This is a genomic window from Tissierella carlieri (assembly GCF_018917285.1).
GTDB classification, from domain to species: Bacteria; Bacillota; Clostridia; order Tissierellales; family Tissierellaceae; genus Tissierella; species Tissierella carlieri.
This window is the reverse complement of record NZ_JAHLOH010000049.1, coordinates 70315-88540: the sequence shown is the minus strand read 5'-3', so window position 1 is coordinate 88540 and position 18226 is coordinate 70315. Positions and strand designations below refer to the sequence as shown.

At 31.1% G+C, this 18226-nt stretch carries 19 protein-coding genes and 2 other annotated features; of the genes, 4 read left to right on the top strand and 15 right to left on the bottom strand.

The window, feature by feature from the left end:
- Positions 1-7: 7 nt before the first annotated feature.
- From trpS to cysK, 3 genes are all read right to left on the bottom strand, one after another.
- On the bottom strand, positions 8-1000 hold the full coding sequence (gene trpS, locus KQI38_RS18105) for a tryptophan--tRNA ligase (RefSeq protein WP_216561899.1): 993 nt from the start codon (positions 998-1000) through the stop codon (positions 8-10).
- A 302-nt stretch (positions 1001-1302) separates the two neighbouring features.
- Positions 1303-1508 (bottom strand) — a binding site (T-box leader).
- Between the two features lie 59 nt (positions 1509-1567).
- On the bottom strand, positions 1568-2110 hold the full coding sequence (gene epsC / locus KQI38_RS18100) for a serine O-acetyltransferase EpsC (protein ID WP_246565918.1): 543 nt from the start codon (positions 2108-2110) through the stop codon (positions 1568-1570).
- Between the two features lie 4 nt (positions 2111-2114).
- A complete protein-coding gene (gene cysK / locus KQI38_RS18095; RefSeq protein ID WP_216561897.1) occupies positions 2115-3032 on the bottom strand; it encodes a cysteine synthase A in 918 nt (305 codons plus the stop codon).
- A gap of 195 nt (positions 3033-3227) precedes the next feature.
- Positions 3228-3461 (bottom strand) — a binding site (T-box leader).
- Between the two features lie 117 nt (positions 3462-3578).
- Between cysK and KQI38_RS18090 the strand changes: the two genes are divergently transcribed.
- Positions 3579-4280 carry a response regulator transcription factor gene (locus tag KQI38_RS18090; protein ID WP_216561895.1) on the top strand — a complete coding sequence of 234 codons (702 nt, stop codon included), beginning with the start codon at positions 3579-3581 and terminating at the stop codon, positions 4278-4280.
- A gap of 35 nt (positions 4281-4315) precedes the next feature.
- Here the strand turns inward: KQI38_RS18090 and KQI38_RS22475 are convergent, their stop codons facing one another.
- Both KQI38_RS22475 and KQI38_RS18085 read right to left on the bottom strand, forming a co-directional pair.
- The gene (locus KQI38_RS22475; protein ID WP_276515607.1) at positions 4316-4399 is read right to left on the bottom strand and encodes an LDCC motif putative metal-binding protein; all 84 of its coding nucleotides are present in this window, start codon (positions 4397-4399) and stop codon (positions 4316-4318) included.
- A gap of 42 nt (positions 4400-4441) precedes the next feature.
- Positions 4442-4801 carry a DUF2680 domain-containing protein gene (locus KQI38_RS18085; RefSeq protein ID WP_216561892.1) on the bottom strand — a complete coding sequence of 120 codons (360 nt, stop codon included), beginning with the start codon at positions 4799-4801 and terminating at the stop codon, positions 4442-4444.
- 193 nt (positions 4802-4994) lie between these two features.
- Between KQI38_RS18085 and KQI38_RS18080 the strand changes: the two genes are divergently transcribed.
- On the top strand, positions 4995-6368 hold the full coding sequence (locus tag KQI38_RS18080) for a sensor histidine kinase (RefSeq protein ID WP_216561890.1): 1374 nt from the start codon (positions 4995-4997) through the stop codon (positions 6366-6368).
- On the opposite strand, the gene KQI38_RS18075 is transcribed toward KQI38_RS18080, so the two are convergent.
- The 7 genes from KQI38_RS18075 to KQI38_RS18045 form a co-directional block, all read right to left on the bottom strand.
- Positions 6365-7480: a GerAB/ArcD/ProY family transporter gene (locus tag KQI38_RS18075; protein ID WP_216561888.1), complete on the bottom strand. Its 1116-nt coding sequence runs from the start codon at positions 7478-7480 to the stop codon at positions 6365-6367. The two genes, KQI38_RS18080 and KQI38_RS18075, sit on opposite strands and share 4 nt — an antisense overlap.
- 5 nt (positions 7481-7485) lie before the next feature.
- Entirely contained in the window at positions 7486-8760 is a 1275-nt protein-coding gene (locus tag KQI38_RS18070; RefSeq protein WP_216561886.1) for a Ger(x)C family spore germination protein, read from the bottom strand.
- Positions 8735-10180, bottom strand: coding sequence for a spore germination protein (locus tag KQI38_RS18065; protein ID WP_216561884.1), 1446 nt, complete (start codon positions 10178-10180; stop codon positions 8735-8737). The genes KQI38_RS18070 and KQI38_RS18065 overlap by 26 nt, the downstream gene beginning before the upstream one ends.
- 131 nt (positions 10181-10311) lie before the next feature.
- The gene (locus KQI38_RS18060) at positions 10312-11598 is read right to left on the bottom strand and encodes an amidohydrolase (protein ID WP_216561882.1); all 1287 of its coding nucleotides are present in this window, start codon (positions 11596-11598) and stop codon (positions 10312-10314) included.
- 20 nt (positions 11599-11618) lie between these two features.
- Positions 11619-12146: an ECF transporter S component gene (locus KQI38_RS18055; protein WP_216561880.1), complete on the bottom strand. Its 528-nt coding sequence runs from the start codon at positions 12144-12146 to the stop codon at positions 11619-11621.
- 66 nt (positions 12147-12212) lie between these two features.
- A complete protein-coding gene (locus KQI38_RS18050) occupies positions 12213-12641 on the bottom strand; it encodes a DUF1893 domain-containing protein (protein WP_216561878.1) in 429 nt (142 codons plus the stop codon).
- 20 nt (positions 12642-12661) lie between these two features.
- Positions 12662-14029, bottom strand: a complete 1368-nt coding sequence (locus tag KQI38_RS18045) for an MATE family efflux transporter (protein ID WP_216561876.1) — start codon at positions 14027-14029, stop codon at positions 12662-12664.
- 200 nt (positions 14030-14229) lie between these two features.
- Between KQI38_RS18045 and KQI38_RS18040 the strand changes: the two genes are divergently transcribed.
- Both KQI38_RS18040 and rpsD read left to right on the top strand, forming a co-directional pair.
- Positions 14230-14649 (top strand): acyl-CoA thioesterase, encoded by a 420-nt coding sequence (locus KQI38_RS18040; RefSeq protein WP_216561874.1) that lies wholly within the window; start codon positions 14230-14232, stop codon positions 14647-14649.
- A 115-nt stretch (positions 14650-14764) separates the two neighbouring features.
- On the top strand, positions 14765-15364 hold the full coding sequence (gene rpsD / locus KQI38_RS18035; protein ID WP_216561872.1) for a 30S ribosomal protein S4: 600 nt from the start codon (positions 14765-14767) through the stop codon (positions 15362-15364).
- A gap of 37 nt (positions 15365-15401) precedes the next feature.
- Here rpsD and KQI38_RS18030 read toward each other — a convergent pair whose 3' ends face one another.
- From KQI38_RS18030 to KQI38_RS18020, 3 genes are all read right to left on the bottom strand, one after another.
- Positions 15402-17075 (bottom strand): putative ABC transporter permease subunit, encoded by a 1674-nt coding sequence (locus KQI38_RS18030; protein ID WP_216561870.1) that lies wholly within the window; start codon positions 17073-17075, stop codon positions 15402-15404.
- Positions 17072-17794: an ABC transporter ATP-binding protein gene (locus tag KQI38_RS18025; RefSeq protein WP_094899154.1), complete on the bottom strand. Its 723-nt coding sequence runs from the start codon at positions 17792-17794 to the stop codon at positions 17072-17074. The genes KQI38_RS18030 and KQI38_RS18025 overlap by 4 nt, the downstream gene beginning before the upstream one ends.
- A 279-nt stretch (positions 17795-18073) precedes the next feature.
- Positions 18074-18223: a hypothetical protein gene (locus KQI38_RS18020; RefSeq protein ID WP_216561868.1), complete on the bottom strand. Its 150-nt coding sequence runs from the start codon at positions 18221-18223 to the stop codon at positions 18074-18076.
- Between the last annotated feature and the right edge of the window lie 3 nt (positions 18224-18226).

Sequence of the window (18226 nt, the reverse complement as noted above, 5' to 3'; positions counted from 1 at the left end):
GTTCTCCCTACCTTGCTATAAATCCTATCTTTTTATAAACCTTTCTAAGGGTTTTCATGGCTTGATACTCAGCTTTTTCTGCCCCATCTTTATATATCTTTTCTAGATAATCTTTATTTTTTATCAGATATTCAAACTTATCATGAATAGGTGAAAGTCCATTAACTACTACCTCTGCTAAATCTTCTTTAAATTTTCCATAGCCTTGCCCTTCATAACGATTTACTATTTGTGGTATTTCCTCATTTGAAAATATGCTATAAATTGTTAATAGGTTCTTTAGCCCCAGCTGTTCATCATTATATGCCATTGCTCCTAAAGAATCTGTAACAGCTCTTTTTACTTTTCTTCTTATGACATCTTTATTATCTAGAATCAATATATATCCATTTTCATCTGAATCAGATTTACTCATCTTTGCCTCTGGATTTTGAAGACTCATTATTCTAGCCCCGAATTCCTTTATTAGTGGCTCTGGCACCTTGAAAGTATCACTATATTTATTATTAAATCTTATTGCCAAATCTCTAGCTAATTCTAAATGTTGTTTTTGGTCCTCTCCTACAGGCACTAAATCAGTTTGATATAAAAGTATATCTGAAGCCATTAAAACTGGATAAGTAAATAATGCTGCATTTAGATTCTCCTCAGATTTCTTAGATTTCTCTTTATATTGAGTCATTCTATTTAATTGTCCCATATAAGATATACTATTTAATACCCAAGTTAATTCTGCATGGGCTGGTACATGAGATTGGACAAATAAAGTACTTTTATCTGGATCTATTCCACAAGCCAGATATAAAGCTAAGACATCTAATGTGTTTTTTCTAAGGTCTTTAGGTACTTGAGGTACTGTAATAGCATGCATGTCAACTATACAGTAGTAGCAATCATATTCATCTTGTAGCTCTACCCAGTTTTTTATAGCTCCTATATAATTCCCTATAGTTAGTGCTCCTGAAGGCTGCACTCCACTAAATACAATTTTCTTTTCCATAATAGTCCCTCCTATAATTCAATTCATAATTCATAGACATAGGCCGCTTGCACAATTCACATTTCTTAATGTACTGACTCTACATCAACTCACAACCTTTATCTACCCCGTAGGGCATAATTCAGTGGTGTCCGATAGGACCTGTCGTTCATTGTGTTAGGTCATTTGCCGCAGTCTCACTGCACAAATTCATTTGCTCGTTATCACTCGCATGAATTTGGCGTTCGTTGCGTTTGACCTACCATCGATTTGCAAAAAACGCAAATCGGGTTAGGTCATAAAAAAGCCCTTCCATCTCTAATTAAAGAGACGAAAGGGTAATTTCCGCGGTACCACTCTTTTTGCTAAAAGCCAACTTTAATCCTTTAAGGGTGATTAACCCTATATCCTACTTATTTCAGATATATACTCCCAAGTCCATTCATCATAATAGTATCGCTAAGTTCTCACCATCCCTAGCTCTCTTTAGATCTTTATTATGGTTACTATTCTTGTTCATTGTTAGTCCTATATTATATATATTATACTCTAGAATATTATATTGTAAACAATAAAATTTAATATTATTTACACAACATAAATATATCCATAATTTCTTTTTCTAATCACTCTAGCTGGAGCTCCAACTGCTGTAGAATACGGTGGAACATCTTCTAATACTACAGAATTTGCTCCTATTTTAGCTCCCTTTCCAATGGTTATAGGTCCAAGTATTTTAGCACCTGCACCAATGATAACATCATCTTCTATGGTAGGATGCCTTTTAGAGCCCTTTTCTCCGCCTATTCCTCCCAAAGTTACACCATGATACATTAGTACATTATTTCCTATTTCAGCAGTTTCACCTATTACTACACCCATTCCATGGTCTATAAACAATTTCTCTCCAATTTTAGCTCCAGGATGTATCTCAATGCCAGTTATCCTCCTAGCTCGCTGAGATATTATCCAAGAGAGCACAAATCTCTTCTTCTTATATAGTTTATATGCAATTTTATGATAAAATATTGCCTTTAGACTTGGGTAGAAAAACATAGCTGTAAAAAGACTTTTAGCTGCAGGATCTTTTTCCAATATGTTTTTTCCTTCTTCTATGAGAAATTTAAACATAGAATCACTCTCCATTAAATAAGTCTGTAGATAAATACCTTTCACCAGTATCAGGAAGGACTGTTAATACTCTTTTACCTTCACCTAGTCTTTTAGCTATTATATTTGCAGCAGCCAGATTTGCTCCTGATGAAATTCCACATAGAATACCTTCTTCTGCTGCCAATTTCCTTGCATATGAGTATGCAGTTTCTTCATCAATACTTAGTATTTCATCTACTATATCATTATCAAATATATCAGGTATAAAGTTTGCACCTATACCTTGTATCTTATGACCACTTGGTTGCCCTCCTGTCAGAACTGGAGATTTAGCTGGCTGAACTGCTACCAGCAATATATCTTTATTATATTCTTTTAGTCTTTTTCCTGCTCCTGATATAGTTCCACCTGTTCCAACTCCTGCCACAAAGGCATCTATATTCCCATCAGTGGCCTTAAGTATTTCTATACCAGTTGTTTCATAATGAGCCACTAAATTATTTTTATTTGCAAATTGATTTGGCATAAAATAATTATTTTCTCTAGCTAATCCTTCTGCTAATTCTACAGACCCTGCCATTCCATATTTTCCTTCAGTTAAAATAATTTTTGCACCATAGGCTTGCATTAGTTTTCTTCTCTCAATACTCATAGTATCAGGCATAACTAAAATCACATTGTAGCCTTTTGCTGCTCCCATCATAGCCAAACCAACACCTGTATTTCCACTTGTAGGTTCAATTATTGTTCCACCTTTGCTTAAAAGTCCCTCTCTTTCAGCAGCTTCTATCATATATAAAGCCGCCCTATCCTTTACACTACCAGAAGGATTAAAGGACTCAACTTTTACAAGTATCTCTGCCATTCCTTCTTCTTTCATATTATTTAGTCTTACAATTGGTGTATTTCCCACCAATTCTCCAATATTATTTAATATCATTTTGCTACCTCCCTTTATTCAATTCGCGGTTTACAATTTAAAATAATAAGTCACTAGAAATTCTATTTCTTATAAATAAAACATACTTTTAGTTTATCCTCATCTATAGGTAAAATTCCTCCGAAATTTTTATCACCTTCTTTGTATCCTTTTAAGTTAAATTAAAAAAACCTTTTACCCATGTATAAATAAATATACAGAGGCAAAAGGTAAGTTTCGCGGTTCCACTCTGCTTGAGGTAATCCCCAGCTCAATTCAAGTACTTTCATACTCTAGTTCTATAACGGGAACAACCGTATAAGTCTACTATAATTTTCGACTCCATGCTCCTTAGTGCACTTCAAATATATATTGTATAGATTCCTTTCACCTATGGAATCCTCTCTGAGATACTCTATATAATTTACTTTACCAATTCATAGCATTTTAGTATGTTTTAAATATTATATTCAAGTATAACATAATAGTTCTTAAAAATAAAGTATTTTTTTATTTTTTTGTCTTTATATTATTTTTTTGGGTAATATGAGTATGAGGTGATTAAATTTGAATTACACAAATATTTTATTAGTAGAAGATGAAAAAAATATTTCAGATGTTATTAAAGCGTACTTAATCAAAGAAGAATTTAATGTGTTTTTGGCTAATGATGGAGAAATTGCCTTGAACTCGTTTAATAATAATGATATTCACTTAATTATACTAGACTTGATGATACCCAAAATTCCAGGTGAGGAAGTATGTAAGAAAATAAGATCTGTGTCTAATGTGCCAATTATAATGCTGACTGCAAAAACTCATGAAGACGATAGAATCGAAGGTTTATCCATAGGGGCTGATGATTATGTATTAAAACCTTTTAGTCCTAGAGAATTGATTGGTCGGGTGAAAGCATTACTTAGAAGATCTTATCCTAATTCTAGACCTTCAGCTGAAAAACTTAGTTTCAATAATGGCGATTTGGAGATTGAAGTAGATAAAATGATAGTCAGAAAAAACAATGAAACCATTAGCCTTACAACAAATGAGTTCAAAATTTTATTAGCCCTTGTATCTAATCCAAATCATGTGCTTTCAAGAGACCAATTGATTGAATTTTCCCTGGGTCATGAATACGAAGGATTTGATAGAACCATAGATACTCATATAAAAAATATTAGACAAAAAATTGAGACTAATCCAAAGTCTCCCGAATACATCCATACTATTTATGGAGCTGGATATAAATTTGGGATAGGAAAACAATAACTACACTTTTTGATATTAAAAAGTGTAGTTATCCTTTATTTGTTTTTGCTTAATTGACAACAATCCAATGGTTGTTCTCCAAAAGATTCTTTATTAGCCTTTGCAAGTTTATCTAGCATTTTTTAATCCATTTTAACAAATTGCCTCACCTGCCTCCAAATTTATCTTGCCCAACTATTACCTCTCATCATGCCCATTCCTCTTCCCATTCCAAAGCCTTTTCCACCACAGCCACCTGGCATGAATCCATTTTCATTATGAAATTCTTCCATTTCTTCAAAATGCTCTTCCCACGCCTTTGCTTCTTCTTCTGTTATTAATCCACTTTCAAGAGCCTTTTTTATTTGTTCCTTCTTAAATTCAGTTCTTTCCTTAAACCATGCTTCTCTATCTTCTATATTGAAGTTTGTATTTCTATTTCCAGGAATTATACTTGGTGTTTTCGTTGTATCAGCATATGCAACTAAAGAACCAATTCCTAGACTTAACACTAAAGCTCCTACTACTAATGATTTTTTCACAATAACCTCTCCTTTCATTTTATAGCTTCATTATAGCTATAAAATGTGAAGAAAATATGGAGAAAATTAAAATTATCTTTAAATTCTTCATAATGACTTCAAGATTAACTGTTATAATATAATTATACTATAACGAAAAAATTACCTGTACACATAATTTTAATGTGTTCTTTACATTATTGGAGGAATATATATGAAACTTTCTAAAAAACTTACTCTTAACTTTATATTTTCAATTCTTGTTTCTATTATAATCATTAGCTTTATATCAAATCTAATGATAAATAATAAATTTGAAAATTATCTTGCTGAAGAGCAACAAAGCAAACTTCAAAAAATATGTGATGAAATTAATGATTTATATAATAAGAATGGATATGTCTTATATCAAAGAGAAATTAACTCCTATGCATCCTTAGAAAACGTATATATTGAAATAAGAGATTTAAATGATAACATTTTGTATACTTCTAATAATGGAAATGGTATGGGAGGAATGAGTGGAATGCATAGAAGAATGATGAGGATGCACAACATTCCTGAGGGAAATTATATAGAAAAATCCTGTCCATTACTTGAAGGAAATGATGAGGTGGGAAAATTAATTATAGGATATATTGATAATGCTTATTTAACTGAATCTGCAATTATTTTTAAAGATACCTTAACTAAATCATTCTTTATTTCAGCTATATTCACAATTTTTCTTGGACTCGGAACCAGTACTATGCTGTCTAAATCTCTAACTAATCCTTTATTGGAAATTAGAAATACAGCTGTTGAAATGCGCAAAGGTAATCTTAACAGAAAATCTAATGTAAATACTAGTACAGTAGAAATTCTAGAATTATCAGATTCAATTAATTATCTTGGTGAAACTTTGGCCAAACAAGAAAATATAAGAAAAAAATATGCTTCTGATATTTCCCATGAACTTAGAACTCCTTTAGCTACCCTCAAAAGTCATCTAGAAGCTATTATTGATGGAATATGGGAGCCTAATGAAGATCATTTAAATATTCTAATGAAAGAAATCGATAGATTATCTACTTTAGTTGATGATCTTAAAAATTCCTTTAGGTCGGAAGAACTAGATCTAGTTCTAAATAAGACTAGATTTGATATGTCTAAAGAACTTCGAGATACTATTACAACATTTATTCCTCTATATACAAAGGAAGGCTTTTGCATTGAAACTAGCATAGAGGATAATATTGAAATCACCATGGATAGAGATAAACTTAAACAAATAATGTATAATCTACTTTCAAACTCCATTAAATATCTTAATGAAGGAGGTAAAGTTTTTATAACTCTTATAGGAAATAAGGATAATAGCATTATTAAAGTAGCTGACAATGGCATAGGAATAGAAGAAAAAAATCTGCCATTTATATTCGACAGATTTTATAGGTCTGATAATTCAAGAAATAAAAATACTGGCGGAACTGGACTTGGTTTATCTATTGTAAAATCTATAGTTGAAGCCCACAATGGAACAATAGATATAAAAAGCAAATATGGAGAAGGGACAGAAATTATAATAATTCTTCCTTTAAACAACTAATTTCCAAGTCTCTCCTGTTTCTCAAAGGAACTTCTTCTAAAGAAGTATACTATAATAGCTATTGTAGGAATCCCAATCTTGAATACAAAATAATAGATATATTCTAGAAGTTTTGGAACAGCTATCTCTTCTATCATAGGATTAATATCAGCTAAATAGTAGGTTATTACAGCAGAAATAATAGTTATAATGTATACAAATATATTTACTTCTTTCTTCTTAAAAATTTCTTTAAATGCATAACTAGAAATGTAAAGATATGTAATAATTCTAATCATTATGGATAATGTCCATATTACTAAAAAAGCAGATTCTATTCTTTCAAATACGGAATAGGTCCTAACCATTCTAACATAAGTTAAAAATGGATAATTAGAATGTCTGGCCTGCTCTATTCCTAAGGAAGTTTGCGTTACTACTATCATCATTAGAATAAGTGATAGAGAATAGGAAGTGGCTTTTATTATAATTTTATATAGATCTTTTTTATTTTCAAGTTGTGGTATATTCATAGCCAATATATATATATCTGTAAATATGAGAGTCATCTGTATTGCTCCTAGATTGATATCTAAAAAACCAGAATCTCTATATATAGGCAATAACACAGAAAAATCTATATTGTTATATCCAAGCAACATAAAAATAATAAGAGAAATTATAATAATAGGACCGAATAATTCTGCTGCCCTTGCTATAACTTCTAGTCCCTTAGAAGTTATATATATGCAAACTATCATTAAAATAAGTATAATTATAATTGGAGCCAATTCCGTCATAAATGCTGTTCTTATCATTTGAGTTGCAATATAAAAAAATAATATTGATGTTCTAATAAAAAATATTCCATAAAATATTCCTATAATCTTTCCTATAACTTTCCCAAATATCTTTTCTATATATCCAATAATTGTTAAGTTACTAAATTTAGTAGATAAAAATAATATGGGAATAATAGATAAAATAGTATAAAAAGAAGATACTAAAATCATTACCCATATGTCCTGATTAGCTGACCCCATGTGAATTATAGGCATAACAGTTAAAACAGTAGCCACTCTGCTAATAATAATAACAAATATAATTTGTCTTGTTGATATTTTCTCTATCATTATAACTATCTCCCTTTCCTTACATTAGCAGGAGTGTTAATAAGACCTATCTTAACTATTGTAGTTTCTACATTTACATCATAGCTTATTTCTGGAAATATATCTTGCCAATTTTTTGCTATTTCTTTCCACAGTTCTGGATACTGCTGATGAACTGATACTCCAATACTGAAGTTATCTTGTTTAAATTCTTTTTGACCCTTATCCAATGTTATCGATATAAGTTCTTTTATTCTTTCTGAGCAAGCTTTTTCAATTTTATATATAGTTTCAGAATTACCTGCATCAATTGCTTGATTTATCTCATTTAAAGCCCCTCTTAACTTTACATTTATAGTTAAATGTATCTTCCCATTATTTATACTAATATTATTTTTTGACTTTGACTTTAAAATATTTACTGTAGCAAATTTTCCATTTTCACCAATGATTGGACTATCTTTAATTGACTCCTCAGGGACTCTAAATACAATTGAGCCTCCTTTAATCTCGTTTACAATGAAGTTAAATCCTATCATTTCGTCTGCTGTAAAATATCCTATAATATAATCTTTTCTTAGCACTGCTCCACCTGATACATCTAGAACTATTTTTTTAGGCTCTTTTTCTCGTTTTTCTATATCTAATTCTTTCACCTCTTTAAGCTGTACAACACCAATAACTGGATTATTGCCTATATCATAAAAATACCTGTACTTCTCTGCAAAGCTGATATTAATACTTTTTGCGTTATAGGGAAAATTATTTAGAATATCATATAAATAGTTCCCTGAAGCTCTGCTTAATCCTGCCCTAACTCCAATAATATCATAGGCTTTAGCACCCTTGGCAACTACTATATACATATCTTCCCTTGGCTCATTATCTCTTAGAAAAAAATCCATTAAATCAGTTATACCTCTTTGGGCAAACTCTTCTCCTATGATAAGTAAGTTGCTATGAGCTAGAAATATTTTTTTATCAAAATGTATATTTATATCATCAATTGCCTCCCTTACCGTATCTCCCATACCTTGAGGATATGCAAATCCTTGAGGGTTAGGGTTATCTGATGCAGCATCACTGGCATTACTAACAGCTATCGGATTTACTACTTCACATGTAATTACTACTTTTTCATCTTCATAATCAACACCTATTGATGTAACAATAGCTATCCTATTTATTTCCTTTCCTCCAACCTCTGCGATACAAGATGATAGGAATATAGAAGCTAATACTAGATATATAGTTATAATCATAATCTTTATAATTTTATTTATCCTTTTCATTTCTTTCATTCCTTTTTCTTTGATTCTTATTTCCTATATTTCTTGGCCTATAATTCATTTCACCTAGAGGAGTTCTAATAATGAAATCTTTCATACCTTGTTTATCATAGGGGGCTATAGGATACATGAATGGAACTCCAAATGATCTTAGAGAAATAAGATGAACTATCATTACAGCTAACCCACATACAATGCCAAATAATCCTAAGGTACCACTTAAAAAAAGAATTATAAATCTATAAAGTACTATCATTTCTTTTTGGTCTGGAAAAATAAACTCTGCTATACCTGTAGATGCAACAGTAATAACCATAATTGGTCCAACAAGCCCTGCCTGAACAGCAGCCTGCCCTAATACTAAACCACTAATCGTAGTCACCGCTGGTCCTATATTACCAGGTATACGAATAGATGATTCCTTCATTAACTCAAAGAATAAGATCATAAGTATTGCCTCTATCAGTGTTGTAAATGGTACCCCCTCTCTACCACTTGCTATAGACATTAAAAGTCTAGTAGGAATCATTTCATGATGAAAACTTTTCAGGGCTACAACAAACCCTGGTAAAATTATGGCTATAAATAGGGCTAATAGTCTTATGATCCTAAGATAAATTGCGTATTGAGGTTTAAGATAATAATCTTCTGGTGTCTGTAAACTTTCTATAAATAGTCTTGGTACAGTTAATACTATTGGTGATCCGTCACATATAATTGCGATCCTACCTTCTAATATCTTTGCAGCTACTACATCAGGTCTTTCGGTATATGCAACTGTGGAAACTATCGACTTTGGAGAATCTTCTATTTGATGTTCTATATATCCTGAATCTAATATAGAGCTTAAACTAATATTTTTTATCCTTCTTCTTAGTTCCTCTAGTATATCTGGATTTACTATACTATTTATATAGACTAAGCAAATATTTGTATTAGTTTGTACACCTAAAGTATAACCCTCGAATATTAGATGGGTATTCTTTATCTTACGTCTTATTAGTGATTTATTTATATTAATATCTTCAACAAATCCTTCCCTAGGGCCTTTTATTACACGTTCATTATGTGGTTCATCCACAGATCTTCTTTCCCATTTCCCAAGTTCAAATAAATACCCTACTTCGATATCTTCTACAAATAAAGCTACATTTCCATCTAAAATTTTATGTGAAATCTTTTCTATATCATATACTTCTTGAGCACCTGCAATAGGAACTGTTGATAATATATCATAATGAGAAGTTAAGTCTTGGATCAAAGGCTTTATTAAGCTTCCATATAATCCATTCCTATCTATAAGTTCCTCAATATATACAACCATTGCTGTTTTTTGACACAAGGTATCAAACTCATATATAATTAAGTCACCAGAATTTTTAAATATTCTTTTTAATTCTTCTCGATTCTTTTCTAGATTCTTTGAAATCATAATTCTCACCCTTAGGATTTTTTGCTATCATAAATTATTGCCAATTAATAAAAAAATATAATAATCATTAGGAAAATCCTAATGATTATTATATTCACAAAACAATATGGAGCCTGTTCTCCACGATTTTATTATCTTCTAATTAAATCCTTAGCATGTTCTTCTGCTATAGATTTTATCTTTTCTACATCTAATGTCTTTATCTGTCGATTTTCCATTATTATCTTTCCATCTACTATAACTGTATCAACATCTGAAGCTTGAACTGAATAAGCTAAAGAGGATATTATATTGTGATGCGGATAAAGATGAGGTTTATCTATATCAATTAATATTAAATCTGCTTTCTTGCCTAATTCTATTGACCCTATTTCTTTATCCCAATTTAGAGCCTTTGCTCCATTTATAGTTGCCATCTCAAGGGCTGATATGGCTGGAACCGATACTGCATCTAAATTAACTGCCTTGTTTATAATAGCTGCTAAATTAATTTCTTCAAACATATTTAAGTTATTGTTAGATGAAGAACCATCTGTACCTAATGCAACTGAAATTCCCCTCTTTAACATCTTATCCACTGGTGCAAATCCACTGGCTAATTTCAAGTTACTACCTGGATTATTTACTGGATACACATTCTTCTCCCTCATAATTTCTATATCATTATCATCTACATGAACACAGTGAGCTGCAATAGTATGTGTATCTAATAATCCTAAATCATATACATGTTTAATTGGGGATTTACCATATAGTTTAAAACTATCATCCACTTCTTTCTTTGTCTCGGAAAGATGTATATGGATACCTGTGTTTAATTCCTTTGCCAGTTTAAAACTCTCTTTTAAAAAATCTGGGCTACAAGTATATGGCGCATGAGGTGCTACCATAACCTTAATTCTTCCATTTCCCCTACTATGCCAATTTTTAAATAATTCTCTAGTCTCATTAAGTTTTATTTGTGCCTGATCATCTTCAATCAAACCTCTAGTAAGTACCCCTCTCATGCCTGATTCTTCTAGCCCTTTACCCACTTCATCCATAAAGAAGTACATATCACAAAAAGCTGTAGTGCCGCCTTGAATCATTTCAACCATACTCAGAAGTGAACCCCAGTATATATCATCAGCATTTAATTTCGCTTCCGTAGGCCATATCTTTTTAGTCAACCAATCATGCAATGGCAAATCATCGGCAAAATTTCTAAGTAAGGACATGCCTATATGTGTATGGGCATTAATTAACCCAGGCATGGCTATCTTATTGTTTCCATCAATAATTTTTTCAACATGTAAATCTTCTCTTATTTCACCAATATGCATTATCTTATTATCAACAATATAAATATTTGTACTTTCTATTAATTCATTCTTCCCATCCATAGGTACTAATTTAATATTTTTAATTAGTATACTCATTTTTACCCCTCCCTAGTCTATTAATCTAAATCTATGGTAGTATATCGTACTATACTATATACTAAGCTAGGTACCAAAACTAATTGAATTATAATACCTGGTATTCCAGTTGTAACTCCTCCTATGACAAATGTCATAGGGTCCATTTCAATTGCAAAAAATGCCGCTAATATAAACACTACTAATCCTGCCATTATCCTTCCAGCTATCATAGATATTATCAATGCAACTACAGAAGGTAATTCTAACTTTCTATATAGTATTGAGGCTACAAGTCCATAAATACCTAATTCAAAAACCATAATCACTGTCATTGGAAACAATGGTGGCATTCCAGTAATCAAAGAATTAAGTATAGGGGTTAACATACCTAATAATAATGCTAAATACGGCGGTAATAAAAAGCCTCCTATTAAAACTGGAACATGCATAGGTAAAAATATATTTCCTGGAATTCCTGTTGTATGAAATATCGTTGGAATAATAACTCCTATTGCTAATAATAATCCTGCTATAATTAATCTTTTAGTATTATTTTTTTCGTACATTAAATATCTCCTTTCTACAGGATAGCAAAGCTATTACCTGCCTATCTATTGATGCAATTAGCTAAATCATTGCTTACTTATTGATGCGAAAAATTCTTTTATACCTTGTAACAGTAATATAGGGTCTTCTATAGCTAGTGAAAGCTTCTCTATAGGACAATAGTCAGTTTTATCTCTGTTTTTGATATATGGACAAGATTCATTTCCAGTATATGGAATCTCATATTTCTCTAAGGTAGTAATACCTCCTTCTGATATCAAATCAGTATATACTTCCTTGATTCCAATATAACCACATAGAATAGCTGCTCCTTTACCAATTACCCTATCAGCCAATGAAGCGTCATGAACCTTTGCCTTCATTTCAGTAGCTAGAATATACATAGGTTTAATACCTTTGTCTTTAGATTTGAAAATTACTTCACCATTTTTTATTGCTACTAGTGCTAAATCTTCTTCTATCAAAAGCTTCTTTGCTATTTCTATATCTTTCATATACTCATCCTTCCTATTTTTTATTCAATAATCAATGCATCACTTTCAAAAATATCCTTTCTTTTAAAATACCAGTATGAGAATACTAATCTAAAGCACATATCTATTCCAATACCTATCCAAATCCAAAGTATATCTGCCTTAAATATATAAGCCATTATCATAACAAAAGGAACTCTAATAATCCAAAGCCCTATTCCTGCATTAATCATAGGCACCTTTGCATAACCTGCTCCTCTTAATGCTCCATTTAATACTCCAGATATATTTTGAGGTAATTGGACTATACCCATCACAAATAAGTACATAGCACCTATTCTAATAACTTCTGGCTCCTTTACTAAAAGTCCCATTATCTGTTTAGGAAATATGAGAAGTACACCTGCAGCAAATATAGTTACAATAACAGTATATCTTATTAATTGTTTAAGATATTTTTTACCTAACTCTTTGTCTCTACTACCTAATGCATAACCAACAAATGTCGTTGCTGCTACACCAAATCCTGTTGCAGGCATATAGGATATGGATTCTGCCTGTAGACCTAATTGATAGGCCGAATAAGCCAGCTCTCCATAAGTAAGAATAGCTCTTGTAAGAAATATCGATGCTGCTTGCCAAAATGATGTTTCAAAGGATGTTGGAAGTCCAAGTTTTAGTATCATTAAAGCTTCATCTGATTTAAACTTAAATTCCAATTTTTCTCCCATACTAGTTATAATCCCATTTTTACCAAATAGCATAATTATTCCAAATATAGCAGAAGTAATATAGGCTATATTATAAGCATATCCTGCACCTATTAATCCTAGTGACTTAATACCTGCTTTTCCAGTTACTAAAATGAATCCAGCAGCAATATTAACTATATTCAATATGCCAACAGCTACCATAGGTGTCCTTGCATTACCCATTCCTTGAAGTATACCAGCGACTAAAAGTATTACTGCCGCAAAAGGTAATGACCAAGATATTGTCTTTAAATACAGTGCTCCATTTGCAAGTAAATCTGGATTTGGGTTAAATACTGTTAATAATGGTTTGGCAAACCAAAAGAGTAATTGCTGAAATATAATAGCTGTACCTATGGAAATAATAAATGATTGCTCCGAAATGGATTTTAGCTTTTTATAGTTATTTGCTCCATGAGATTGGGCCACTAAAACCGAGGTGCCTGTGGCTATACCTTTAAATATCCCCCATAATATCCTATAAAGAACTGTTGCTATACCTATAGCACCAACTGCATAGGCATCAATCCTACCAATCATTGCCATAAGTACAATTCCAGCAGTCATTTGCAAAACATTTTCACCAGTAATAGGTAAAATCATAGACAATATTCTATTTCTAATAAGCTTATTTTCTTGTAAAAGTCTTTGCTCCATTCCATATCCCCTTATATTTAATTTTTATAATATATAACCTAATTATTATAATATATTTCGATACTCTAAACAAGCCATAACCTTTATTTAAAACCATACTAATACTATATCATGTAGATTGTAAATAATAAATATAATTTGCTTTTAATCTATGATTTGTTATAATGTTTGTGACAATCTAAATCTAAGGAGGAAAGACAATGGAAATAGTTAAAATATCTAGGTTAGTTAAATCAGAGGATTTAAATCATCATGGTACTTTATTTGCAGGAAGAGGAGCAGAATGGTTTGTAGAAGCCTGCTTTATATGCGGTGCTAAGGCTACGCAAAGGCCCGAAAATGTAGTTTGTGTAAATATTCATGGCTTGACTTTTAAAACTCCTGGTAATAAGGGAGATATTATTAATTTAGAAACTAGAATAGCAAAAGCTGGAAGAACTAGCTTTGTTGTATATGGCAAAATGACTAAAAATAACAGTAAAGATATACTGTCAGATGGCTTCATCACTTTTGTATTTATTGATGAAAATAACAAAGCAATTCCTCATGGCATTGTTTTAGGTGATCCTATAGATGAGGAAGATATTAAAATAAGAGAAATGGCAGAAAAATTAAGATAAATTAGAAGCACAGAAGTAAATGATAATTATTATCATTTACTTCTGTGCTTTTTTATGTTATACTATTTTTGGCTCAAAATTATCGCGGCAAATAATTTTGATGGAGTGATAAATATTGGCAAAAATGATGGGGCCTAGATTTAAACAGTCTAGGAGATTAGGATTAAATGTTTGTGGTCATCCTAAAGCAATGGATAGAGCCACTAGAGGAACATCTAGAGCAGACAAAAAGCTTACTGAGTACGGAAGACAATTATTAGAGAAGCAAAGACTTAGAGCATACTATGGTGTAATGGAAAAACAATTTTCAAAATATGTTAGAATTGCTAAAAAATCTGAGGAACAAACAGGTCATGCCCTTATAAAAATTTTGGAAACAAGGTTAGATAATCTTGTATATAGGCTAGGCTTTGCCTCATCAATTAGACAAGCTAGACAGATGGTAGTTCACGGACATATTCTTGTGAATGATAGAAAGGTAGATATACCTTCATATATAGTTGAACTAGGAGATACTATTGAGCTGAAGGGAAAATCTAAAGATATTGAGATTTTTAAAGAGAATTTTAATAACTTCTTTTTAAATCAATATCCATACCTAGAAAAAGACGAAAATAAAATGTCTGGTACTCTAGTTAGATATCCAGAAAGAAATGAGATTCCTATAGAAATAGAAGATCAATTAGTTGTTGAATATTATTCAAGACTTATGTAATATCAAAAGGCACAGAAATTTCTGTGCCTTTTTTATTCTACTCAATAACTTCAAACTGTTTGGTTATTAGCTTTTTTAACACCCCAAATAATATCATTGATGAGATACCAAATACTAAAGTTAATAATCCATATATAAAATTTATATTTACCCTATCTATTATTTTAATTACTAAAAATACTAGTCCTCCTACATATAAAGTACCTACACCCATACCAATTAATACATTTAAATTTTGCTTCATGGCTTTCTGTGGATTATTCCAGTCCAACATTGGTCGTAGAATATCTATTATCATACCAATTTGAGTCATTGGTATACTACCTAGGAGTCCTAAGAATATTACCAATAGAATAATTAGAATATCTAATTTCACTACAAAAATTAAACTTACTAATAAAGCAATTATACCTAATACTTGAACAGCTAAAGATGATAATACTCTGCCTATTATCTGGTCTTCTACTTTTATAGGTAAAGTCCTTTGTATCCAGAAACATTTACCTTCTCTAGAAAAAGTAGTGGCTCCTATACTATTTAGCATACCTAGAGCTACAACAAGACCTATACCTGCTAAAGCAATTAATCCTGAATCAACTCCTAGCATATCTATCATTGCTGATAGAGACTCATCTCCACCTGTCATATTTGACATTGCTAATATTATTGGAAATATAATTACTCCTCCAACTGCATTCAATAGATACACTGGAGTTTTAAACAGCATTATAATTTCCTTTTTGGCTAGAGCTAAATATGGTTTAGTTTCTCTAGCAGAATCTCTTATAGATAATTTTTTTCCTCTTCCCTTAGATGCTGATACTTCTATGTTTCCTATTAGTCCATCAAAGAATAAACTCTCAGATAAAAATATCATTATAAAGAAAGATATGATACCTACTCCTATAAAAGATAATAGATTAATTAATCCTAAGATATTAGAATTATTTACTAAAGCCAATGTTCCCCATTGAGAGGGTGGAAATCCTAATCCTAATTTCTTCACTAAGAGATTAGAATCCGCTACTAGATTCATAAGAAAATTATCTCCTTGCATTATGGCCTTTTGTGCTATGGTTTGAATTTTAAGTTGAAGATACACAATAGCTATAAGGAAAAGCACTGCACTAATTGTCCTAATTAAATCCTTTTTCCTTCCGATATTTGTATACTTCATAAATATCATTATAAGAATAGAAGCTAATACTAAAGGTACGATAGGAAGTGTGGCAGCTAATAGTAGTGAATATATCCAATAAATAGGACCTTCTCCGCCCTTGGTTCCATAAATAATGATAAATGGTAGTATTATAGGTAATGAAGTTAAGTATTCACTTATCATAAGAGTTACAAATTTTGATCCTAAAATATAAGATGGTTTAATAGGTAATGGTACTAAGTGAGCTAAATCATTAGAAAAATAATATTTGCTCATTACATAGAGAAGTCCAAATAGAAATATCATTATCTGTGAAGCTAGAAATCCTGAGAGTAAAAACATAGATCTCTGTCCTATTTGACTATAAATATCGTACATCCCATTTAAGCCCTTTACCATCATAAAATAGGTTGGTAAAAGAGATAACATAGCTAAACCAAAGACTATTATCTGCCATCTATTTTTCTTATTTTTAAAACTATAGGCTATGGAGGACAAACCAAAGGTAGTATTAAAGTCAGTTTTGATTAATGAAATTATCTTTTTCATCATTCAGTCAACTCCAAGAATATATTTTCTAGGGATTCTCTTTCTTCAGCATGAGTCCTCAATTCTTCCATAGTTCCCATAGCTACAATCCTACCTTTATTTATTATTGCTATTCTATCACAAAGTTTCTCTGCTACTTCCAATACATGGGTAGAAAAAAATACGGTTTTACCTTCATCACACATTTTTCTCATTATCTCTTTAAGATTAAAAGCTGATTTTGGATCTAGACCTACCATAGGTTCGTCAAGGATAAATAACTTTGGGTCACTTAGTAGAGCAGATGTAAGAACTAACTTTTGCTTCATACCATGGGAATAACTAGCTATTATATCACCTATAGCATCTTTTATATTGAATAATTCTAGATAATAATTCATCTTCTTTTCTCTTTCCTCTTTAGGGATTCCATACATATCAGCTATAAAGTTTAGATACTCTATCCCCTTTAATCTATCATATATTTCAGGATTATCTGGAACATAAGAGATCATTGACTTAGCTTCTAGTGGTTCCTTCCAGGCATCTACTGTTCCTACAGTCACCTTTCCGTTATCCGGTTTAAGTAATCCTACTATCATCTTTATAGTTGTAGTCTTGCCAGCTCCATTTGGTCCTAGAAAACCAAATATCTCCCCTGGCTTTATATCTAGATTAATATTATCTACTGCCTTTATTGCACCTTTATTATAAGATTTAGAAATGCCTTCAAGTTTTAACAAGTTCATTACCCCCTTGCTTTATTTGTTATATTGATTATATAACAAATATTTTGCGATAGCAATCTTTATTTAATAAATTAATTATTTTCAACTATTGAAATGTAAATATATACAAGTCAATGAAAGATTATTTTAAGACAATTCACATGAAATAATGCACTGAACTATTATATTAAAATTTAAAAAGCCAAGATTTTGGCACTTTTACCAAAACCTTGGCTTTCTTCTTCATTGATTAATTTTAACGTCTATAAAACTATTCTTGCTTATTTAGTTTCACTACTGCTTAGTTGTTTCCACCTTTAAAACATAGGGTCCCTTCTCTGGTATAATTGGACCTCCATCGCCTCCAGCAATTACTCCTGTAGATAGATTAAGTAATAAAAGCATCAATACAACTAAACTTACCAATATTCTTTTTCCTTTCATTTG